We start from the raw sequence: 19,571 nt of genomic DNA, 5'->3' as shown, positions 1-19,571 counted from the left end.
GCACGAGGAACGGATGACGGACAACAGGACGGAACGCCGGCACGACGACGTCCAACCCGGCCCGACGCTCAGTGTGCTCCGGCTCAACCTCGTCAACCGGTACGTCGCGCAGAGGTTGCTGTTCCGGGGTGGACTCGAACGCAAGCCGGTGAACGCGTCGGTGTTCCGGCTCGTGTGGCCGCTGCTCACCCAGCGCCGGCTGCTCATGCCCTTGATGCGGCCGAAGGGCATCACCTGCTTCTACAGCAGGGCGCTGGTCCGGCGGCTGGCACGGCTCATCGGCGACCGTCCCTGCCTGGAGATCGCAGCCAGGGACGGCACGCTGTCGCGGTTCCTCGCGGCCGAGGGCGTGCGCATCACGGCCACCGGCGATCACAGCCGGCATCGCACGGCCGAGCACCCGGACGACGTCCTGAACGAGGACCCCAGGGTGGCGCTGCGCGCGCACCAACCGCAGGTGGTGCTCTGTTCCTGGCCCCCGCCCGGCAACTCGTTCGAGCAGCACGTCTTCCGGACTCCCAGCGTCGAGCTGTACATCGTCGTCAGCACCCGCGACGAGTCTCTCGCCGGCGACTGGGACGCCTACCGGGACCAGGCCGACTTCGTGCGGTTCGCAGATCCCCAGCTGAACAGGCTGGTCCTGCCGCCCGAGATCGAACCCGCCGTGCTGATCTTCCGCAGAGTGGGGGAGCAGTGAGCACCGACCCCCGCCACCAACGGCCGCAAGGAGACACCATGCCCGCCGCCTCGCCGCCGAACGTTCCCCCCGTGCGGGTCCGCCCGCGGGCAATCCGGATCGTGGCCTGTGCCGTCGCGGTCGTCATCGCGGCCGCGTTCGTGGCGTCGAGCAACACGTTGACCGACGAAGCGGCGTTCGCCGGGCGGCTGATCGATCGGGCCGGCTGGCCGCAGGCGGCGAGCGGCCTGCTGCTGGCCGCGGTGGTCGCCGTGGCGCCGTTCCGGATCGCCGCCGACGCCGACGCCGACGGCATCCACGTGCGGAACCTGGTGCGCGAGTTCACCGTGCCGTGGTCCATGGTGCGGGCGGTGCGGTACCACCGGGGAGCGCCGTGGGCCTCGCTGCAGCTGACAACGGAGGAGGTCGTCACGGTGCTCGCCGTCCAGATCGCCGACGGCCAGCGCGCAGTGGAGGCGATTCGTGGGCTGCGCGCGCTGCACGCTGCCGCCCAGCAGCGGTCCGGGGATCCGGACAACGGTGCTGCGGAGCCGGCTGAGTGATGACGATCTGGCTCGGCCGGCATCGCGGACGTCGACGTACTCGTCAATTCTGTCGCGAAGTGGCAATGCATCGCTGTCCTCCGCTATCATCGCTGGGTGGCGATGATAACCGACACGACGGGGATGCAGCCGGCCGACGACTTGGCTCCCGCCGCGGCACTCTTCCGGGGTCTCGCTGACCAGACGAGGCTGGAGATCCTGCGACGGCTGGCCGGTGGGGAGTTGCGGGTCGTCGACCTGACGGCCGAACTAGGAATGGCGCAGTCCACCGTCTCGGCACACCTGGCGTGCCTCCGAGACTGCGGCCTGGTGACCGGCCGGCCGGAAGGACGGCAGATGTTCTACGCGCTCTCACGCCCGGAACTGCTGGACGTGCTGCGCGCCGCCGAGCAACTGCTCGCCGCCACAGGCGCTTCCATCGCGCTGTGCCCGACATACGGCTGCGGCGAAAGCGACATGGAGGAGGGGCGATGACGGGTCAGCCGACCGCATTGAGCGCTGCCGAGACCGAACGCCTGACCCGCCGCGGCCTCCGCCTCGCGCAGTTCACCGTCGCCTACAACGTCGTCGAGGGCGCGGTGGCGATCACCGTCGGTCTGCTCGCCGGCCTCGTTTCTCTCGTCGGATTCGGCCTGGATTCCGGCATCGAGTCGGCGGCCTCCGTGCTGGTGGGCCTGCGCCTGGCCGCCCGGCTCCGCCATGGCGAGGCGGATGAGGCAAAGGAACGGCGCACGCTCAAGGCCGTCGCCGTCACGTTCTTCGTCCTGGCGGCCTACGTCGTCTTCGAAGGCGTGCGCAGCCTGCTCGGCGACGAGGAGCCGGACGCCTCGATCGTCGGTCTCGTGCTCCTGGCCGCCTCGGTGGTCATCATGCCGGTGCTGGCTGCCGCGAAGCGCCGCGTCGCCCTGCAGCTCGGCGGCGACCGGCTCATCCTGGCCGACGCCGCCGAGACCCGCATCTGCGTGCTGCTGAGCATCTCCACCCTCGTCGGGCTCGGCCTGTACGCACTGACGGGCGCGGCATGGCTGGACCCGGTCGCCGGATTCGTCATCGCCGCCTTCGCCATCCATGAGGGCCGCGAAGCCTGGGAGGGTGAGCTGGTTGAGGACGACGATGACGACGACTGAGCCGAACGCCCGGCAGGCGCCGCGGCGGGTGTGGCTGCGGCGCGCGTCGATGGCGGGCATCGCCGCCGGCGTCGTCGCGGCGGACCTGGGCGTCAAGGCTGCCGCCGAGACTTTTCTGGCCGGCGACGGGGTCCGGCTGGGACCACTGTGGCTGCACCTGAGCTTCAACCCGGGAGCGGCCTTCAGCCTCGGCGCGGACGGCCCGGCCTGGTTGGTGCCTGCCCTTGCTGCGCTGGTCGTGGCCGGTGTCGGGATCTACGCCTGGCGCGCCGGACCGGCCGCGAGCCGGCTGACGCGGGCGGCGCTCGCGATGCTTTTCGGTGGCGGCCTGGCCAACCTGGTCGATCGGATCGGTGACCGGGTGGTCACCGACTACCTGGACCTGGGCTGGTGGCCCTCGTTCAACCTGGCCGATGCCGCCCTCTGCATCGCGGTCACAGTGCTCGTCGTGACCTCTTTTCGTGGTACCGACGGTGACCGCCACGCCGACGACGTTGCCGAACGCTGAAGCTGGGATCGTCCATCAGGTTGAGCTGCGCCGCCGAGGTGCGCTCAGCTGGGCGTGCGTGGCGCGTACATGATGACCGCGACACCGACGACGCAGATCGCCGCGCCGATGACGTCCCACCGGTCCGGCCGGAACTTGTCGACGACCATGCCCCATGCCAGGGAGCCGGCGACGAACACGCCGCCGTAGGCGGCGAGGATCCGACCGAAGTTCGGGTCCGGCTGGAAGGTGGCCACGAAGCCGTAGGCGCCGAGCGCGAGGACGCCGGCGGCGATCCACCACAGGCCGCGGTGCTCCCGCCAGCCTTGCCACACCAGCCACGCCCCGCCGATCTCGAACAGTGCGGCGACGGCGAACAGCAGGATGGAGCGGGCGACGGTCATGCCGGAAACCTACCCGGCCGGCCGCCGCCGCTGATCATGCTGATGCGCTGGTGGTGGCGCACGCGCAGCCGGTACCGCCGCCGCATCCGCCGTGGCGGCGGCGCCGGCGTGACCACCACCAGGCCGCGCCGGCGAGGGCTACGAGGGCGACGGCGATGCCGGGCATCCAGGCCCCGGCGGCCGCCCATCCGGCACCGGACAGCACCCCGGCGGCCAACAGCAGCGGGATGGCACAGCACGCGGCGCATGCGGCGCCGGCGAGTCCGGTCAGGCCGGAGGGCAGCACCCGGCGGGCGCGGTCAGCGAGCGTCGGCATCGGGGTCTCCTAGAGCGATGGTGGCGAAGGGGATCGGGCAGCAGGGCTCACCGGCACATGCCACGAGGTCGTCGCAGCCGGCGTCGAGGGCGGCCCGCAGGGTCCCGGCGATGACCTGCAGGTCGGCGATCTTCGCCTCGATCTCGGTCAGCTTGGTCCGGGCGCGGGCCTGCAGGCCCGCGTCGGGGCGTCGTCCGTGCCGGTGGCGGCCCGCTTCGAGCAGGTCGGCGACTTCGTCGAGGGTGAAGCCGAGCCGCTGTGCCGCCTTGATCACCCGTAGGGCGGTGACGGCCTCGGCCGGATACAGGCGGTGCCCGCCGAGGCTGCGCTCGGGCTCGGCGAGCAGGCCGCGGCGTTCGTAGTAACGCAGCGTCTGCAGGTTCACGCCCGCCGCGGCGGCGACCTGGCTGCTGCGCAATCCGGTCATGCCGCCATGCCTGTGGCCGCGCGTTCGGCGAGCGCGTCGAGGACATCGACGTGCGCGGCCGGAACCTGCACGTCCAGGTGCAGCGCGCCGGCGCCCTGGGTGCCGGGCGCGGCGAACGTGAACGTGAAGAAGGAGCAGCAGGCGGTCTCCCGGCCGGCCGTGGTCTCGGCCGCGGGGTCGAGGTGCCACCGCAGCCGCGTCGGGGCCATCCGCCGCTGCGCCCGCAGCGCAGTGGCGAAAAGGTCGTCGAACTCGGCCAGCCGCAGCGGACGGTCAGCGGTGGGCAGCGTGCATGCCTCCGGCACCCACGCTTCGTCGTTCGTGGTCATGCCTCGACGGTAAGCCCGTACCTAGGTACAGGATGCAACCCCGCGAGCGGATCTCACGCGGTGCGCCGGCCGATGCCGGGCAGAAAGCGGCCGACCCGCTGTTCGTAGGCAGCGTAGGCCTGCCCGTGCTGCCGCCGTAGGTACGGCTCCTCGACGAGCCGGACCTGCAGTTCGATGGCGATGATCGCCGCGATCAGGCCGCCGACGGCGATGGCGTTCGGCACGGTGAGCGCGATGCCGGCGGCCGTGACCATCATTGCCGTGAAGATGGGATTGCGGGCCACGCGGAACGCGCCGCCGGTGACCAGGGGCGGGGACTCACCGGGATCGACACCGATGCGCCACGAGGTGCCCATGGACGTCTGCGCCAGAACGGTCGCCGCGATGCCCGTCACCATCAGGGCGATTCCGACGGCGGCCGCCGCGGTGCCGTCGAGGGGCGGGATGGTCGGCATGCCGAGCAGGGACGCCACGGGCGCGGCCAATCCGGTGAGCAGGGCGGCAGCCATCAACAGCGTGGCGGCGCGCTGCCAGCCCGCCGCGAATCGGGGGCCGATGCGCAGGCCGGTGTCGCCGGTACGCCGGTACTGCCGCAGCGTGGCAAGGCCGAACGCCAAGGCGAACCAGACGACGTACAGCGCGAGCGCCGTGATGGCCCGTGCCGTCATCGCGGTGCTCCGCCGCGGCCAGTTGCCTGCGTGTATCGCCCTGTATGCATGACTCAGTCCTCGCCGTCGTCGAGTTGATTGGTACAGCATATGCTGTACCGTCGTCCTCGTGGAGACCCTGGTGAACGGTCAGGCCCTGGCTCGGTTCGGGCACGCCCTGTCGGACCCGACCCGTGCCCGCCTGCTGCTGGCCCTGCGCGAAGGCCCGGGCTATCCGGCCGAGCTGGCCGAGAGGCTGGGCACCACCCGGCAGAACCTCTCGAACCATCTGACCTGCCTGCGAGGGTGCGGCTTGGTCGTGGCCGTGCCCGAGGGCCGGCGGACCCGATACGAGCTGGCCGACGCCAACATCCGGCACGCGCTGGGTGACCTGCTCGGGCTCGTCCTCGCCGTCGACCCGGCGATCTGCCCGGACGCGGACGAGAAGGGCTGCTGCTGATGGCGGGGGAGCCGCTGCTGCAGATCCGTGCCGCCGGTCCGGCACCCGCTCGCCGGGAGAAGCTGGCCCGCCGCGTCCGCCTGCTCGTCGCGGCGACGATCACCTACAACGTCATCGAGGCGATCGTGGCGATCACCGCCGGCACGATCGCGTCGTCCACCGCCCTCATCGGGTTCGGGCTCGACTCCGTCATCGAGGTGTCGTCCGCGCTCGCGGTCGCCTGGCAGTTCTCCGCCCGCGACCACGAGACGCGCGAGAGGCTCGCGCTGCGGATCATCGCGGTCTCGTTCTTCGCCCTCGCGGCATACGTCGGCGTGGAGTCCGTGCGTGCGCTCGTGACGGGCGAACGTGCCGAGCACTCCACGGTCGGCCTGGTGCTGGCGGCGGCGTCGCTGCTGGTCATGCCGTTCCTGTCGTACGCGCAGCGGCGCACCGGACGGGAGCTCGGCTCCCGGACAGCTGTGGCCGATTCGAAGCAGACGCTGCTGTGTACGTACCTGTCCGCGGTGGTGCTGGTGGGGCTGGCGGTGAACAGCCTGTTCGGCTGGTGGTGGGCCGACCCCCTTGCCGCACTCCTGATCGCCGCGGTGGCCGTCAAGGAGGGCCGGGAGGCGTGGCGCGGCGACGCTTGCTGTGCCGTTCCCGCGGTGTCGAAGGCCGACGACGACGCCTGCGGGTGCGCGCCTGGTTGTTCCTGCTGTGCTCCGTCCTGACCCGCGCCCGGTCAGATGCCAACCTGGCCGGGCCCGACCGTGGCCCGGAGCCAGATGGTGAAGGCGGACCACCAGCCGGTCATCAGCAACACGCCGACGACGATCATCAGCGCGCCCCCGACCCGGCTGACCGTCCGGCCGTGCCGGCGCGCGACCGCGATGGCTTTCATCGCCGCGCCCAGGCCGGCCGCGACGAGCATGAACGGTGCGCCGAGGCCCGCGCAGTAGGCGATCGCCAGCACGACCGCGCGGTCGACGGTGGCGTCGACGGCGGCGAGCCCCAGCACGGCCGACAGTGTCGGGCTGACGCACGGCACCCAGCCGAGCCCGAACACGACGCCGAGCAGCGGGGAGCCGGCCAGCCCGGGGCTCGGCATCCACCGCGGGCGGCGCTGTACCTGCGCGATCGGGAGCAGGCCGAGGAAGCTGACGCCCATCAGGATGGTGAGCGCCCCCACACCGATCTCCACCGCGCGGGCATGCTCGAACAGCAGCCGGCCGACGTTGGCGACGAGGACTGCGGTAAGGAGGAAGACCGCCGTGAAACCGGCGATGAACAGGACCGTGCCCGCGACGGCCCGGCGCCGCTCCCCGGTGGCCTCCGCGCCCGTCATGCCCGCCACGTAGGAGACGTAGCCGGGGACGAGCGGCAGGACGCAGGGCGACAGGAAACTCACGAGCCCCGCGAGGATCGCCACGCCGATCGCCGGTAGCAGCGACCCCGAGCCGGCGATGCCGGCGAACATCTCACCCACCGCGCGGTTCCTCCGCGACGGAACGGATGAGCGGCTCCAGCTCGCGCCGCGTGACGGCCTTGCGCAGCACCGCGGCGACGCGGCCGTCGCGGTCGATGAGCACCGTGGCGGGGATCGTGTTGGGGGAGACGTCGGCGAAGCCCAGCACCACCCGGCCGGCCGGGTCGAACAGGCTGGGGTAGAGCTCGCGACCCTCGACGAACGACTTCGCCTGGTCGCGGCCGTCGCGGATGTTGACGCCGACGAACCCCACGCCGAGGTCCTTCGTCGCCGTGTACGCGTCGTTGAGCTCGCCGGCCTCAGCGCGGCACGGCGCGCACCAGGACGCCCAGAAGTTCACCACGACGACCATGCCGGCGACCGTGGCCGGATCGAAGCGGCTCCCATCCAGGACCTCGCCGGTCAACTCGGGGGCCGGCTGCCGCTTCGCCGGCTCGTAGGTCACGACGGCGCCCGCGGGCACGCGCCCGTCATCGATGGACCGGACGAGTCCGTTGCCCTGCTGTCCGGTGGCCTTCGGTGGGCCGCCCGCGCAGCCCGCCAGAACGGCGACGACCGTCAGCGCGCCGGCGAGGACCCGGAGGGTGCGGTTCACGTCGACTCCCGTCGTGGGTGGAGGGTCATGGCGTCGCGGCGGCTGTGGGGCTGTCGGCCTGACGTCCGGCCGCACCGGTCGCGTCACGCGCACGGTTCACGAGCCCGGCGAACTCCTGCTCGAAGGCGTCGTAGCCGGTTCGGGGCAGGCCCGCGGCGCTGATCTGACATCCGCCCGGAGCAGGGGTGACGCGGAACCACACGCGGCGCCGGCGGAGGCTGAGGGAGACCGTCAGCCCGGCGAGCATCGCGACCGCACCCGCCAGGGCCAGAGGTTCGCCCGGGTCGTGCCGGACCGCCACGGTGATCCAGCGCTGGGTGCCCAGGAACTCGAGCGTCGAGCCGTCGTCGAGCGTCCACGCCTCGCCGCGCCGCAACAGCTTGGCCGGGGTGTCGAGCTGCTTGAGCCTGCCGTCGTCGAGCGCGCGTTGCGGCAGGGCGTACACCGATTGCGGGACCCCGGTCTCGAGGCCGAGGTTGCCGCGGTAGGCGGTGAGCAGCACGGCCGGGTCACGCTCGGTGGGGTGAGCGGAGATCCCGGGCGGGCCCCCGGCGGGCACGGTGGGTACGTAGACGCCGGCGAAGCCGACCTGGGCGTCCTTGGAACGGGCGCCCGTGCGGGTGTCGGCGTTCGCGTCGGGGAACAGGGCGACGCCGTCACTGGTGAGCATGCCGTCCGCCGGCAGGAACGGCACGACCGCCGTCTGGGCACGCCCGGCGCGGTCGGTGTAGCGCAGCTGAGGGGCGTAGCCGTGCCCGAGCAGGTAGACGTTGGCGCCGTCGAGGCGCAGCGGCGAGTTGACCTCCAGCTGGTACGGCCGCTGCTCACCGTCGACGCCCGACCACGCGACGTCGGCGCTGAACGTCGTCGGCTGGCCGGCCTCGGTGAACTCGGCGGTGAACCGTTGCAGCTCGACGCAGTAGCCGGGCACGTCGGCCTGCGTGAGCCGCGGGCCCAACCCGTACTCGTCGAACTGCTGGACGCTGGTGCAGAAGGCGTGGTCCGGGCCCGCGACGACCAGGCGATTGCCGTACCAGCCCCAGCCGTACCCGATCGCGACGCCGACCAGGACCGCGAGCACGGAGAAGTGGAACAGCAGGTTGCCGGTCTCGCGCAGGTACCCCTTCTCGGCCGCCACCGCCACCGAGCCGTCGTCCTCGGTGCGCACGTCCACCCGGAATCCGCGCAGCGTGCCGCGGATGACCTTCGCGGCCTCCGCGGCCGGCAGCGCCGCCGCGCCGACCTCGGCGTGTGCGGGGAGCCGGCTGAACACCTTCGGCGCGGTGGGCGGCCGGCGGAACATCGCGGTCGCGTGCTCCCGCATCCGCGGCGTGAGGCAGCCGACCAGCGAAGCCATGAGAAGCAGATAGATGCCCGCGAACCACGGCGACGCGTAGACGTCGAACATGCCGAGCCGGTCCCACCAGCGGGACAGGTCCGGGTTCGCGCGCCGGTAGGCGTCGACCTTCTCGATGCCGAGGTTGCGCTGGGGGACCAGCGAACCCGGGATCGCGGCGAGCGCCAGCAGGAAGAGCAGGACGAGGGCGGTCCGCATGCTGGTCAGCCAGCGCCACCAGCGGCGCGCCAGACTCACCACGGCACGCCCCCTCCGCCTGGAGTCCTGTATTCCCTAAGCAGCTTAGGTGATGGCAGGTGGCGGATCAGAGCAGGGTGCGCCAGTAGGTCCAGAACGCCTGGCCGATGAGGGCCGTGAGAATCAGCAACCAGATCGTCGGGACGGCACTGTGCACCCGCGCCGTGGCCCCGCCGACCCGGCGCAGCCGCCCGCCGCCGCCCAGGTGGCCCCGGTCGAGGTTGTACAGCGTCGTGTAGCAGAACACGACGATCATCACGACCCAGACCACCATGCAGTACGGGCACAGCGCCCCGATGCGGTACACGCTCTGGAAGAAGAGCCAGTGCACGAAGACGACGCCGAAGAGCACCCCGCCCTGGAGCGCCAGCCACCACCACCGCGGCAGGCGAATGCCGGCCAGCAGCGCCACCCCGGTCGTCGCCACCACGGGGAAGGCGGCCAGGCCGATCAGCGGGTTCGCGAAGCCGAACACCTCTGCCTGGTCGGTCGTCATCACCGACCCGCAGGAGAGGATCGGGTTGATGGAGCAGCTCGGGACGTAGGTCGCGTCCTTCAGCAGCGCCATCTTCTCCACGGTGAGGACGAACGCCGCCGCGGCGCCGAGTACGCCGCCGACCGTGAGGACCCAGCCGAGCAGCCGGTCGGTCAGCGGTCCGGCCGCTGGCACCTCGACCGGCGGCCGCTGCGTGGTCGCGGTCACTGCGCGAGCAGCTCGTCGACGGCCGCCTTCAGCCCGTCGTAGGTGGGATCGCCGGTGAACTTCTCGCCGTTGATGAAGAACGTCGGGGTGCCCTGCACGCCGAGCGCCTGCCCGTCCGTGAAGTCTGACTGCACGCGGGCCTTCACCTCGGGGCTCGCGACGTCCGCGCGGAACTCCGCCATGTCGAGGCCCAGCTCCTGGGCGTACTGCTCGAAGGTGGCGGTCTGCGACTGCTGGTTGTGGCCCCACGCCTGCGCGTTGTCGAAGAGCTTGACGTACATCTCCTCGAACTTGTCCTGCCGCGCCGCGGCCTCGGCGGCGTGTGCGGCGTTGAAGGCGTTCGGGTGGCTCTCGATGGGGAAGTACCGCACCGCGTAGGTGATGCGGTCGGCGTACTCGGCGCGCAGCTTCTCGACGTGCGGGTACGCGGCCAGGCACGACTCACACTCGAAGTCGAGGAACTCGACGACGGTCACCTTGCCGTCGGGGGCCGTCGAGAGGCGGTGGCTGTCCGCGCGGACAGCGGCGTCGACGGCGGCCGAGGGTTGTGGGGACGTCGCCCGGTTCACCAGAACCACGCCGAGGACGGCCACCAGCGCCACCGCGAGAGCGCCGAGGGTGACCTTCAGGTTGGTGCTCATGCCAGGCTTGCGGATCTGCCGGGCGGCCTTGCCCGCGCTCGCCTTCGCGCCCGGCTTTCCACCGGTTGGACGGCTCGCGCCGGAGCCGCCCTTGGCGGTGGGACGCTTACGGGCGTTGGACTTGTTGGCGGGCACGGCTTCTCCTGTGGTGAGTTGCTGGGACGCGATGAGCGTCGGATCGCGTGGGCGCAGAGACGATTCATGCAAAGTCAGCTGTACGAAGCCTGGGAATGGAGTCTTGGTTGTTCAGAATCACGGACTGGCCCTCGTCGGGTCGCGCCCTGGCCCAGTTCGTCTTGGCAGTGAGCTGCGCTGATCCCCGGACGGCCGCCCATCGCCAGTGAGCGGATGAGCGTAAAAGCCTCGGGAACCTGCGGCAGGTCGGAACACCGTCACCCCTCGATCCCGGACCCTGCGCCCATCGTTGTGCCGCTGTCCCATGACATCTCCCGCTTGCGACTGTCGCATGGCTCCCAAGGAGCTTAGGTGATGGCGGCTGGCCTCAGAAATGCTCCCTCCGAGCGCTGCCCTCGGGCAACCGAGCCGGCGGCAAGGCTCGTCAGCCATCCGTGACGCGCGTCCGCGACGCCTGGACCCTCGCCCGGCAGTCGACCCAGAAGAGCGCCCTGCAGACCGCGCTGGACACCTTCGCCAGCCTGATCGATCGACGCATGCCGTGGACGCGTGCCAGGCAGCTCATCAGGCCGGCTGGCCGGCGCCGTCGGCCCAGTGGACGAACAACCGTTCTCCTCGGAGTGGGTGGATCGCGAGCGGGAACGTGACGAGATGCGCGAGGCTGATTCCTTGCCGGGACGCGAGCACCGTGAAGCCGAGCCGGGTGTAGTAGTCCTCAAGGTCGCTGTTCTTGTCGATCTGTCCGTAGATGGCGTGCCATCCCAGCCCGGTGTAGAGCTGCACGCACGCGTTGATCAGGGCGGTCCCGATGCCGTGGCCGCGGGCCGCCTCGTCGACCGCGACGCCCTTGATCTTGATTACGGTGTGGGCGGCCAACAGGATCTCCGGCAGTGGCACCCCCGCCTGTATGGCCTGGCCGAGGACCCGTACTGGTGGCAGGGACATCAGCACGCCCGCCACGGCGCCGTCGGCGTCGACGGCCACGAGCAGCGACGACAGCGCCATCATCAGGTCGTCGGCGGACTTCGCGCCCAAGCCGGTCAGGACGGGCTCTGTGCGACGTTGGCGGTGGGCCTGCAGCAGCCCCTGCGCCAGCATCGGACTGCCGAGCATGAGGGCACCGTCCTCGCCGATAGTGGGCTCGGCCAGCGGGAGCAGCCGCAGGACGGCGGCGGCATCGGCGGGCTGGGCGAGGCGGATCCGGTACCCCGACGGCCCGGCCAGCCCGGCCAGGTCGACCGCGGGGCGCAGCCGCCGCGCGGCCGCGACCCGGCGGCGATCCGGCGTCCGTTTCCGGCTCTTGCTCTTCGGCACCAGCACTCACATCCTCGGTCGCGACGGCAGTCTGCGAGCACTGTAGGTACGCGGTACGACACTCTTCGATATCGTCGCGGTGACCTATCGCCGACATCGGACCCTCACGGGTCCACACCGGCCGCACCTCGCGGCGGCAGAAGGGTGCTTTGCCGATGACCGACACCAACACCCCGCCCGTCGCCTACCGGTTCGACGCCGCGGACGTACCGGTGCTGCGCCGGGAGCTGGCCGACTGGTACGGCGGCCCGCAGGGGGTCATGTACTACCGCAACGCGATCGAGCTCGGCCGGCAGGAGGTCCGCCCTCCCGGCCCGCCGGATAAGGTCGCGGCCCTGCTGGCCGGCGCCGAGGCGACCCGGCTGCGCGAGGGCGACCTCTGGTACGTCGACGAGGACTTGTGCGCGCTGCTCAACGCCGCGCACGCCAGCATGCCGGTGTTCGCCCCGCGCCCGTCGGACCTGCCCTCGAAGACCGGCTTCGCGGTCTTCGCCGAGCCGATCTTCATGTACCCGGGGGAGGAGGCACACGACGACGAGCTCGCCGACCGGCTCGCGCCGCGGCAGCGCAGCGCCGAGTACGACCGGATGCTGGCCAAGCTGCGCGCCGAGCAGGAGGCCATCGTCGCGGTGTCCTGGGGCCCGGTGACCAACCCGCACTGGACCGCCGGCGGGCTGTGGATGTCGTTCTACGCCGCGTCCGCGGTGCACTTCGCCGACATGTTCGACGACCCGGCCGCGGCCCGGCGGGCCCGCGGGCTGCTGCCCCGGCTGATCGTCGACAACGAGGCCACGATGGCCTGGCGCCCGGACGGCACCGACCCGCAGCCGTACCAGCTGCCGGCCCTGGCCGACAGCCGCGGCACGTTGAGCTGGGCGCGGCTGGTTTTCGCCGCCTTCCAGCTCGCCGCGCAGGTTAACCTGGCTGAACGCGAAGAGCTGCCCACTCCGCGGCCGGAACGCCGCCGGGCGCAGCGCGCCGGTCTGCCGGAACGCGACGTGCGGATCGTGCGGCTGCGCCGCAGCCTCACCGCCGCCCGAGACGCCGAGCACGACGCGGCCGGCGGCCGGGAGTGGCGGCACCGCTGGGTGGTGCGCGGGCACTGGCGCAACCACTGGTACCCGTCGCTCAACGACCACCGGCCGCTCTGGATCGCCCCGTACCTCAAGGGGCCAGCCGATGCGCCGCTGCTCGGCGGCGAGAAGGTCACCGTCGTCACCGCCGACACACGCGCAACGGGCGCGGGCTAACGAGCGAACTGGAAGAAATTCTTGACGTCATGGAACAGATCCTCGCCACGCTGTCGTGAGGAGAGCATGACCGCGAGCACCACGACGATGGACGAGACGATGACCGACGAGCACAGGGACGGCGAGTACAGGTTTTCCAACGTGCTGGAGCCGGAACACGAACACGCGACGCCAGAGATGTACCCCCGCCTTGGAAAGATCGCGCGCCATGTCGGCCACTGCAAGTGGCGGACGCTGACCTGCATCGGAAGTCGGTCGGTGTCGCCCTCCCCCGGCTCGCGTCGACCGGCTTGGCTGTACTGATGGCTGTACAGCCATCTGATCCGTAGAGGCAGGCAAGGCGGACTCGTTCGCCCCTCACCTTGTCGCCGCCGTCGGGTGGGTGTGCTGCCGATGGCCGCGCGTGGCGGTCCGCTGGGGTCAAGCTGGGGTCACGGTTCGGAGTGTTCCGGCGCCCGGAATCCGGTGGTGGGCCATACCGTCTTCGTTGTGATAGACGACGACGCCTTTTGGGCGCTGATCGGCACGTTGGGTCGTGACCCGGACGACGATGACTTCACGCGGCTCACGGACCGGCTGGCGAACCGGAGCGCGGAGGACATCACGGGCTTCGCCGACCAGCTCGCCCTTGCCCTGTATGCGCTGGACACGCCGGCGCACTTTGCCGCCGTCCGGCCGTTCGTCGCCGGTGACGACTCGTTCCTGTACGTACGGTGCGCTGCCGTGGCCGCTGGCCGTAAGGCGTACGAGAAAGCGGCCGGCCAGCCGAAGTCGCTGGAACGCTTCGGCGACCGGGACGCCGAGCCGCTGCTGACGGTGGCGCCCGAGGCGTTCGAGCGCGCCACCGGCATGCTGTGGGAACACGAGACCCCGGTCAGCTATGAGATGGGCAGCAACGCCTCCGCCTGGGGCGCCGTCCTCGTACCGGCCGAGCCCGACCTGCCCCGCTCGTGGTTGACCATGATGTGTGGCTGGGGGCTCGGTGACTGGCCGCCGCCGGCCTACGGCCAGCTCCTCGACCATGTGATGCAGGCGTTGGCCCATGACCCGGCCTGGGAACGGTGGTGGTCGGCCGCGGGCGTCCCGGAATGCGAGCTGTCGCTGATCCACGACCGATCCGGATTTCCCACGCCCGGCACGACTTTCAAGAAGGGCCGCAAGCGCATCGCAGCGGAGTTCGTCCGCAACCCGGCGCCCTTCACCAGCGACGACCCGACCGACCTGCTGCCCCACGCGGTCGACGAGGTGGTCTCCATGCTGGCGGCGGTACGGGACCGATTCGACCTTCCGCCGCTGCCCCCGGTGGACCTGCCGCCGCTACCAGCTGACATCGGGCGCGGCTTCGCTGAGGAGGAGCCGTTGCCGCCGTTGCCGCCGGAATTGTTCAAGCGCGTCACCCGGCAGGGCGGACTCAAGCCGGAAAGCATCGCGGCCTACTACCGCCACAACCCCAACGCGGAAGGGGCGGACTTCTGGCTCAGGCACCTTCCGTCGCTGACGGAAATTCCCGACCCTGACCAGCACGCGGGCGGATAGGCCATCCGATGTGCCGAGGCGCTTGCTGCTTTCTCGCTGCCTGCTGACCCTCAGGGCCAGCATCGCGCTGTCGATGAGAAGCGTGCTTCGGTGTCAGCGATGGGAAGGCAGGTCGATGGACCTGGTCTACGGCCTTGTCGTCTTGAGCGGCGGATGGGCATGGTTCCGACTCAACCAGTGGATTGTTGAGCGGAAGGGCCTTGATCACCGCCCATGGTTCGTACCGAGCCTCTGGGGCCCGGTTGGCACGCTGTGCATCGTCATGGCGCACCCGCGAGGTTGGTCCCGACCTACAGATCAGACGTAGATCAACGTCAGTGCTCGCTATTGATCACGATGTGTCGCACGTGGGAGTCGCGGGTTGCGCGTCGTCGTCGCCCGGGTCCAGCGCCGGTGCGTAGTCATGAGTTCTGCCTCGACATCGGTCGGTCGATCTGGTCCCGCGCGATGCCGGCGCGAGCCAGCGGGTGCCGACGGCGGGCCGATGGCGCCAGCAAATGGGAGCGGGTGCGCAGTCCTTGATCGGGATGCCATTCTAGGTTGCTCGGCCTCTGATCCTGGCGAATGCGTCGACCGCCGTGTCGTCGGCATCGGGCAAGGTGTGGAGGTACTGCTCGGTGGTGGAGATGCTGCCGTGCCCGAGCCGCTCCTTGACAACCTGGAGGTCCGCGCCGCCGGCGAGCAACCACGAGGCGTGCGCATGTCGCAAGAGCTGCATTCTGATGGCCACGTCCAGACCTGCCTTGGCCAGCGCCGGGCAGACGACCGAATCGCGAAACCACCGGCGCGGGATGTGGCCGTCGGTCTCCCATCGTCGTTGCGGCCGCGGTTGGTCCTTGCCGCGGGACCGGCGCTCAGCGCGGTAGTCGGCGTACGCCCGGCGGCAGTACGCGCAACGGCATGGCCCGGCCGCGTAGGCGCTGAGAGTTCCGTGTCGGTACCGGCGTCCCGATCCATTCGGCTCGGTGAGGCCGAGGTCTGCGGGAATGGCGGTCGAGGTCCGCGCCGGTGGACCGGGGACGCGATACAGGAAAATCAGGTCATCGGGGGCTAGAGCCCGATCGTCAACGCTCGCCTGGAGCTTCGCCGTGATGGCTCCGCTGAGCCTGAAGCGCCGCCATTCCTTGTCCTTCGGGTACTCCTTCACGAGAAAGCGACCGCCGACCGGGTGGTACTTCGGGTTCACCTCGACGACCGTCCGGCTCACGGTGACGATGCGGTTGGCGAAGTCGATGTCTCGGGGCCGCAGTTCGGTGAGCTCGCCCCATCGCATACCGCTTTCGATGTCGGTCTCTACCATCAAGCGCGACATGTCATCGGGCAAACAGCCGTAGAAGGCATCGAACTCTGCCGGAGTGATGATGCGCAGCGGCTTCCTCGGCACCGTCGGCGTTTTGACCCCCTTACAGGGGTGGAGCACCGTCACCTGATCGTTGAGGGCGGTCGTGAAGATGGCGCTCAGAATCGTCTTGGTGAGCCGGATGGTCCTCGGTGTCATGCCCCGTGCCTGGAGCAGGCCAACCCACTCGCGCACGTGCGAGGGCAGGATCTCGATCATCTTCATGTCGCCGAAGTGGTTCAGGATGTGCGCGTAGATGGTGTAGGTGTAGCCCTCGCGCGTGGTTGCCTCCATGACGTGGTTGGGCAGCCACTCGTCCTCGACGTACCGCCGGAAGGTCTGGCGGCCGCGCGCCGGATCTCCTGCGCGGCCCTCGGCGACCTTCGCCTCCGCGCGTTGCCACGCCTTGTTGGCCTCTCTCTTGCTCGTGAAGGTGCCGGCCGACCGCCGCCTGCCGCGGATGTCGTCGTAGTAGGCGGTGTAACGGACCGACCCGTCGACCCCGACGCGCTTCCGAGACTGGCCCATGCGGACCCCCAAGATCATCTGACCCTCATTTGACCCCGGATCTGGCGTACGTCCGCGGACCTCGGAGACATAAGGCGTCATGAATGTATAGGCTCTGAGCTGCACTCTAGCGGCGTGACATCAAGGTCGGAAGTGGCCGATTGAACCGTTCGTCGCGGCTGGGGGTCAAGGGGTCGTCGGTTCAAATCCGGCCGTCCCGACAGCAGATCAGGGTCGTTGAAGCGGGATTATTCTCAGCTTCAGCGGCCCTTTTCCGTGCCTGCATCCCGGTCGCATGTCGATCAGACCACCCGCCGCGGGGGACCATCTGGGGACCGGCGGGCCGACAGGTGGGGGCTCAACGCCGTACCGGCGGCATCGATCGACTGCCGGTCCGGCCGGCATCCCAGCGTCCGCCATTCATGTCAGGCCGGTGTGCCGCAAGTCGTGCCGCTGCAGGCGTGTGGGCCTCAGACATGGAGGAGGCCGACAGTTCACCGCAAGTCGTAGCCGCGGGGATCGCTCGGGGATCACGCGCCATGTGCGCACGGAAGGACGACGAGGCACCGCCGTCCTGTGGCGCGCTCGTCGAGTGGTGTCTTGATCCGGTCAACAGCGGCTCCTTGATTGGTCGGCTCCGACCCCATGTACGTCACTACGAGTTCGACGTAGCTCGGGTTGGCGAGGGCTGGCGGCCGCTTGTCGCGGACTGTCACGAGTGGCTTTGGCATCGTTTCCCGACTCCGAGCTGCTTGCGATCAAGCAAGAGGGGGGAGCCCTCTCGTATCGGGCGTTCCGCGCCCGTGGATTGACGGCCGGCGGACTTGGTCGGCCGATGAGGAAGCCGAACTCGACGCAATCACCGAAGAGTCCGGGCAGCGTTCTGAGGCGATCTGCGAGTGGTGTGGCGCGGCTGGCAGCTGCGCGCTTGGCGAACATCGGAACTCACGCTCTGCGACGATCGCTTCCCAGATCCGCCCGTGCGTCGGTCGTGACGTAAGACAGTCGTGGCTCCCGGCGCCGGGGACCATGTGGGGGCCACACGCCATGCGCGAGGTCGAACACACCGAGGTCACGTAGGCGTCAGCCATCCGGTCACACGCGTCCTGTGCTGGCAGACGGCGGCGCTTACGTTCTGGGCGTCCAGGGGTCGTGGTGCAAATCCGGCCGTTTCGACAGCAGAGCAGGCCGCTTGCGCCGTTCGCGTGCCTCGGCGAGCAGCTGGATAGCCGTGATCTCGTGGCGGTTTCTCACGGTACGCGCGCCGGGACTCGACCGTGGAGCGTGCTGTTTGATGTCGGCTCGCCCCAGGAGGCTTCGAGCACGTCGACGCTGACCTCGTCAACGACTCGGTCGTGAGTGCGCCGTCGTTCGAGGATGCGCCGGCGTAGTCGCGGGTCGGCGGCGATCGGTCGAACTGCCGCGTCCCGCGGGGCCTCCGTCCACGCGGGCGAACTCACCCTCTCTGGATGGCAGGAGTGTGCCGCGCTCGCCGCACCCGCGCAGCCGGTGACAGAACTCTGACATGGCCGTCCGTCCAACTTGGGTGACCGCTCAGGCTTTTGCACCTCAACAGGGCCGCGGTTACAGAGCTGGAACGGTCGAGAAATGTCAGAGCAATGACGCTCGCCCAATCTTCTCGCAGCTGCAGCGGCCGGCTGTGCCTCGCCTGCGACACCGGGCGCGGTGCTCGTCACGCCTCCTTCACCAGGAACGGAGTTCCATACATGACCACCACCAGGAACCGGCGGCGTTCGCTTGCGGCCACCGGCGCGATCGCGACGGTCGTCGCCCTCGTGCTCGCCGGATGCGGCGCGCGCGCCGGCGACGGGCAGCCTGCCGCCGCGTCGGCCGGGCCCAGCTGTGTCGACACCTCCGGCAGTACCGTCAAGCTCGGCTTCCTCAACTCCCTCACCGGCGGCATGGCGATCTCGGAGAAGACCGTCTCCAATGTGCTGCACATGGCTGCCGACGAGATCAACGCCGGTGGCGGCATCCTCGGGAAGAAGATCGAGTACGTCCAGGAGGACGGCGCCACCGACTGGCCCACCTTCGCGGAGAAGGCCGGGAAGCTGCTCACCCAGGACTGCGTCGCCGCGATCTTCGGCGGCTGGACCTCGTCGTCCCGCAAGGCTGTGAAGCCGGTCGTCGAGAAGCACAACGGCCTTTTCTTCTACCCGGTGCAGTACGAAGGCCTTGAGGCGTCGCCGAACATCTACTACACCGGTGCGACGACCAACCAGCAGATCATCCCGGCGATGGACTTCCTCGCCTCCAAGGGCGTGAAGCGGCTCTTCCTCGCGGGTAGCGACTACGTCTTCCCGCGTACCGCGAACGCGATCATCAAGCTCTACGCGGCCAAGCTCGGCATCGAGATCGTCGGCGAGGAGTACGTTCCGCTCGACAAGGACGACTGGACCAGCCAGGTGGCGAAGATCGTGGCGGCCAAGCCCGACTTCATTTTCAACACCATCAACGGCTCGTCGAATGTCGGCTTCATCAAGGCCTACTACGACGCCGGCCTCAAGGCGGCGACGACGCCGATCATCTCGGTGTCGATCGCCGAGGAGGAGGCGCCGGCCATGGGCCACGAGGTCACCGGCCACTACGCGTCGTGGAACTACTTCCAGTCGCTCAAGACCCCCACGAACCCGAAGTTCATCCAGAGCTGGAAGGCCTATCCCAACAGCAGCGGCGTCACCTCCGACCCGATGGAGGCCGCCTACATCTCGCTGTACCTGTACAAGGCGCTCGTCGAGGCGGCCGGCTCGTTCGACGTCGACAAGGTGAACGCCGCGGCCAGGTCGAAGCCGATCACGTTCGATGCGCCGGAGGGCACGGTCACGCTCAACGGCGAGAACCACCACATCTCGAAGCCGGGCCACATCGGACAGATCAACGCGCAGAACCAGTTCGACATCGTCTGGTCCTCCGGCAAGTTCATCGAGCCGGACCCCTTCCTCAAGGGCTACGACTGGTTCCCGGCGGCCACCCGCGACCAGCTCGTGAAGTCCGCGGGCTGACCCTCCTAACGCGGGGTCGCCTGCGACAGG

Annotated in this window: 23 protein-coding genes; 11 read left to right on the top strand and 12 right to left on the bottom strand. The window is 70.0% G+C overall.

Annotation, left to right across the window (positions count from 1 at the left end; translation table 11 throughout):
• The first annotated feature begins 13 nt into the window (after positions 1-13).
• The 5 genes from Sya03_RS29680 (at position 14) to lspA (ending at position 2,874) form a co-directional block, all read left to right on the top strand.
• Positions 14-697: a hypothetical protein gene (locus Sya03_RS29680; RefSeq protein ID WP_203941757.1), complete on the top strand. Its 684-nt coding sequence runs from the start codon at positions 14-16 to the stop codon at positions 695-697.
• Between the two features lie 38 nt (positions 698-735).
• Positions 736-1,239 (top strand): PH domain-containing protein, encoded by a 504-nt coding sequence (locus Sya03_RS29675; RefSeq protein WP_203941756.1) that lies wholly within the window; start codon positions 736-738, stop codon positions 1,237-1,239.
• Positions 1,240-1,341: 102 nt separating this feature from the next.
• Positions 1,342-1,713: an ArsR/SmtB family transcription factor gene (locus Sya03_RS29670; protein ID WP_239107957.1), complete on the top strand. Its 372-nt coding sequence runs from the start codon at positions 1,342-1,344 to the stop codon at positions 1,711-1,713.
• Positions 1,710-2,366, top strand: coding sequence for a cation diffusion facilitator family transporter (locus Sya03_RS29665; RefSeq protein WP_203941755.1), 657 nt, complete (start codon positions 1,710-1,712; stop codon positions 2,364-2,366). The genes Sya03_RS29670 and Sya03_RS29665 overlap by 4 nt, the downstream gene beginning before the upstream one ends.
• Complete coding sequence (lspA, locus tag Sya03_RS29660) at positions 2,353-2,874, top strand: signal peptidase II (RefSeq protein WP_203941754.1); 522 nt, start codon at positions 2,353-2,355, stop codon at positions 2,872-2,874. The genes Sya03_RS29665 and lspA overlap by 14 nt, the downstream gene beginning before the upstream one ends.
• 44 nt (positions 2,875-2,918) lie before the next feature.
• On the opposite strand, the gene Sya03_RS29655 is transcribed toward lspA, so the two are convergent.
• Genes Sya03_RS29655 through Sya03_RS29635 form a run of 5 tightly spaced genes read right to left on the bottom strand, consistent with a single transcriptional unit; the run spans position 2,919 to position 4,997 of the window.
• Positions 2,919-3,257, bottom strand: a complete 339-nt coding sequence (locus Sya03_RS29655) for a YnfA family protein (protein WP_203941753.1) — start codon at positions 3,255-3,257, stop codon at positions 2,919-2,921.
• 34 nt (positions 3,258-3,291) lie between these two features.
• Positions 3,292-3,573 carry a mercuric ion transporter MerT gene (gene merT / locus Sya03_RS29650; RefSeq protein ID WP_203941752.1) on the bottom strand — a complete coding sequence of 94 codons (282 nt, stop codon included), beginning with the start codon at positions 3,571-3,573 and terminating at the stop codon, positions 3,292-3,294.
• A complete protein-coding gene (locus Sya03_RS29645; RefSeq protein WP_203941751.1) occupies positions 3,557-4,000 on the bottom strand; it encodes a MerR family transcriptional regulator in 444 nt (147 codons plus the stop codon). The genes merT and Sya03_RS29645 overlap by 17 nt, the downstream gene beginning before the upstream one ends.
• The gene (locus tag Sya03_RS29640) at positions 3,997-4,329 is read right to left on the bottom strand and encodes a hypothetical protein (RefSeq protein ID WP_203941750.1); all 333 of its coding nucleotides are present in this window, start codon (positions 4,327-4,329) and stop codon (positions 3,997-3,999) included. The genes Sya03_RS29645 and Sya03_RS29640 overlap by 4 nt, the downstream gene beginning before the upstream one ends.
• Positions 4,330-4,382: 53 nt before the next feature.
• The gene (locus Sya03_RS29635; RefSeq protein WP_203941749.1) at positions 4,383-4,997 is read right to left on the bottom strand and encodes a methyltransferase family protein; all 615 of its coding nucleotides are present in this window, start codon (positions 4,995-4,997) and stop codon (positions 4,383-4,385) included.
• Positions 4,998-5,106: 109 nt separating this feature from the next.
• On the opposite strand from Sya03_RS29635, the gene Sya03_RS29630 reads away from it, so the two are divergent.
• Together Sya03_RS29630 and Sya03_RS29625 are read left to right on the top strand one after the other, a co-directional pair.
• Positions 5,107-5,436 (top strand): ArsR/SmtB family transcription factor, encoded by a 330-nt coding sequence (locus Sya03_RS29630; RefSeq protein WP_203941748.1) that lies wholly within the window; start codon positions 5,107-5,109, stop codon positions 5,434-5,436.
• Positions 5,436-6,149 (top strand): cation diffusion facilitator family transporter, encoded by a 714-nt coding sequence (locus Sya03_RS29625; protein ID WP_203941747.1) that lies wholly within the window; start codon positions 5,436-5,438, stop codon positions 6,147-6,149. Before Sya03_RS29630 ends, Sya03_RS29625 begins: the two co-directional genes overlap by 1 nt.
• Positions 6,150-6,160: 11 nt before the next feature.
• Here Sya03_RS29625 and Sya03_RS29620 read toward each other — a convergent pair whose 3' ends face one another.
• From Sya03_RS29620 to Sya03_RS29595, 6 genes are all read right to left on the bottom strand, one after another.
• On the bottom strand, positions 6,161-6,904 hold the full coding sequence (locus tag Sya03_RS29620) for a cytochrome c biogenesis CcdA family protein (RefSeq protein ID WP_203941746.1): 744 nt from the start codon (positions 6,902-6,904) through the stop codon (positions 6,161-6,163).
• Positions 6,897-7,499: a TlpA disulfide reductase family protein gene (locus tag Sya03_RS29615; protein WP_203941745.1), complete on the bottom strand. Its 603-nt coding sequence runs from the start codon at positions 7,497-7,499 to the stop codon at positions 6,897-6,899. Before Sya03_RS29615 ends, Sya03_RS29620 begins: the two co-directional genes overlap by 8 nt.
• Before the next feature lie 25 nt (positions 7,500-7,524).
• Positions 7,525-9,054 carry a cytochrome c biogenesis protein ResB gene (locus tag Sya03_RS29610; RefSeq protein ID WP_203941818.1) on the bottom strand — a complete coding sequence of 510 codons (1,530 nt, stop codon included), beginning with the start codon at positions 9,052-9,054 and terminating at the stop codon, positions 7,525-7,527.
• Between the two features lie 106 nt (positions 9,055-9,160).
• Complete coding sequence (locus Sya03_RS29605; RefSeq protein ID WP_203941744.1) at positions 9,161-9,796, bottom strand: vitamin K epoxide reductase family protein; 636 nt, start codon at positions 9,794-9,796, stop codon at positions 9,161-9,163.
• Entirely contained in the window at positions 9,793-10,437 is a 645-nt protein-coding gene (locus Sya03_RS29600) for a DsbA family protein (RefSeq protein ID WP_203941817.1), read from the bottom strand. The genes Sya03_RS29605 and Sya03_RS29600 overlap by 4 nt, the downstream gene beginning before the upstream one ends.
• A gap of 699 nt (positions 10,438-11,136) precedes the next feature.
• On the bottom strand, positions 11,137-11,892 hold the full coding sequence (locus Sya03_RS29595; protein ID WP_203941743.1) for a GNAT family N-acetyltransferase: 756 nt from the start codon (positions 11,890-11,892) through the stop codon (positions 11,137-11,139).
• Between the two features lie 149 nt (positions 11,893-12,041).
• Here Sya03_RS29595 and Sya03_RS29590 point away from each other — a divergent pair, with 149 nt between their 5' ends.
• From Sya03_RS29590 to Sya03_RS29580, 3 genes are all read left to right on the top strand, one after another.
• Positions 12,042-13,136 (top strand): hypothetical protein, encoded by a 1,095-nt coding sequence (locus Sya03_RS29590; RefSeq protein WP_203941742.1) that lies wholly within the window; start codon positions 12,042-12,044, stop codon positions 13,134-13,136.
• A gap of 66 nt (positions 13,137-13,202) precedes the next feature.
• Positions 13,203-13,439: a hypothetical protein gene (locus Sya03_RS29585; protein WP_203941741.1), complete on the top strand. Its 237-nt coding sequence runs from the start codon at positions 13,203-13,205 to the stop codon at positions 13,437-13,439.
• 186 nt (positions 13,440-13,625) lie between these two features.
• Positions 13,626-14,672 (top strand): DUF4240 domain-containing protein, encoded by a 1,047-nt coding sequence (locus Sya03_RS29580; RefSeq protein ID WP_203941740.1) that lies wholly within the window; start codon positions 13,626-13,628, stop codon positions 14,670-14,672.
• A gap of 535 nt (positions 14,673-15,207) precedes the next feature.
• On the opposite strand, the gene Sya03_RS29575 is transcribed toward Sya03_RS29580, so the two are convergent.
• On the bottom strand, positions 15,208-16,557 hold the full coding sequence (locus Sya03_RS29575; RefSeq protein WP_203941739.1) for a tyrosine-type recombinase/integrase: 1,350 nt from the start codon (positions 16,555-16,557) through the stop codon (positions 15,208-15,210).
• A gap of 1,580 nt (positions 16,558-18,137) precedes the next feature.
• Between Sya03_RS29575 and urtA the strand changes: the two genes are divergently transcribed.
• Positions 18,138-19,541: an urea ABC transporter substrate-binding protein gene (urtA, locus tag Sya03_RS29570; protein ID WP_239107939.1), complete on the top strand. Its 1,404-nt coding sequence runs from the start codon at positions 18,138-18,140 to the stop codon at positions 19,539-19,541.
• Positions 19,542-19,571: the final 30 nt, after the last annotated feature.

Source organism: Spirilliplanes yamanashiensis (assembly GCF_016863475.1).
In the GTDB taxonomy this organism is placed as follows: Bacteria; Actinomycetota; Actinomycetes; order Mycobacteriales; family Micromonosporaceae; genus Spirilliplanes; species Spirilliplanes yamanashiensis.
This window is presented reverse-complemented; position numbering and strand designations above follow the sequence as displayed.

Bases quoted from the DNA above. Each gene is read 5' to 3' on its own strand.
- Sya03_RS29680 (WP_203941757.1), top strand. From the start codon at position 14: ATGACGGACAACAGGACGGAACGCCGGCACGACGACGTCCAACCCGGC.
- Sya03_RS29675 (WP_203941756.1), top strand. From the start codon at position 736: ATGCCCGCCGCCTCGCCGCCGAACGTTCCCCCCGTGCGGGTCCGCCCG.
- Sya03_RS29670 (WP_239107957.1), top strand. From the start codon at position 1,342: ATGATAACCGACACGACGGGGATGCAGCCGGCCGACGACTTGGCTCCC.
- Sya03_RS29665 (WP_203941755.1), top strand. From the start codon at position 1,710: ATGACGGGTCAGCCGACCGCATTGAGCGCTGCCGAGACCGAACGCCTG.
- lspA (WP_203941754.1), top strand. From the start codon at position 2,353: ATGACGACGACTGAGCCGAACGCCCGGCAGGCGCCGCGGCGGGTGTGG.
- Sya03_RS29655 (WP_203941753.1), bottom strand. From the start codon at position 3,257: ATGACCGTCGCCCGCTCCATCCTGCTGTTCGCCGTCGCCGCACTGTTC.
- merT (WP_203941752.1), bottom strand. From the start codon at position 3,573: ATGCCGACGCTCGCTGACCGCGCCCGCCGGGTGCTGCCCTCCGGCCTG.
- Sya03_RS29645 (WP_203941751.1), bottom strand. From the start codon at position 4,000: ATGACCGGATTGCGCAGCAGCCAGGTCGCCGCCGCGGCGGGCGTGAAC.
- Sya03_RS29640 (WP_203941750.1), bottom strand. From the start codon at position 4,329: ATGACCACGAACGACGAAGCGTGGGTGCCGGAGGCATGCACGCTGCCC.
- Sya03_RS29635 (WP_203941749.1), bottom strand. From the start codon at position 4,997: ATGACGGCACGGGCCATCACGGCGCTCGCGCTGTACGTCGTCTGGTTC.
- Sya03_RS29625 (WP_203941747.1), top strand. From the start codon at position 5,436: ATGGCGGGGGAGCCGCTGCTGCAGATCCGTGCCGCCGGTCCGGCACCC.
- Sya03_RS29610 (WP_203941818.1), bottom strand. From the start codon at position 9,054: ATGCGGACCGCCCTCGTCCTGCTCTTCCTGCTGGCGCTCGCCGCGATC.
- Sya03_RS29600 (WP_203941817.1), bottom strand. From the start codon at position 10,437: ATGAGCACCAACCTGAAGGTCACCCTCGGCGCTCTCGCGGTGGCGCTG.
- Sya03_RS29590 (WP_203941742.1), top strand. From the start codon at position 12,042: ATGACCGACACCAACACCCCGCCCGTCGCCTACCGGTTCGACGCCGCG.
- Sya03_RS29585 (WP_203941741.1), top strand. From the start codon at position 13,203: ATGACCGCGAGCACCACGACGATGGACGAGACGATGACCGACGAGCAC.
- Sya03_RS29575 (WP_203941739.1), bottom strand. From the start codon at position 16,557: ATGATCTTGGGGGTCCGCATGGGCCAGTCTCGGAAGCGCGTCGGGGTC.
- urtA (WP_239107939.1), top strand. From the start codon at position 18,138: ATGACGCTCGCCCAATCTTCTCGCAGCTGCAGCGGCCGGCTGTGCCTC.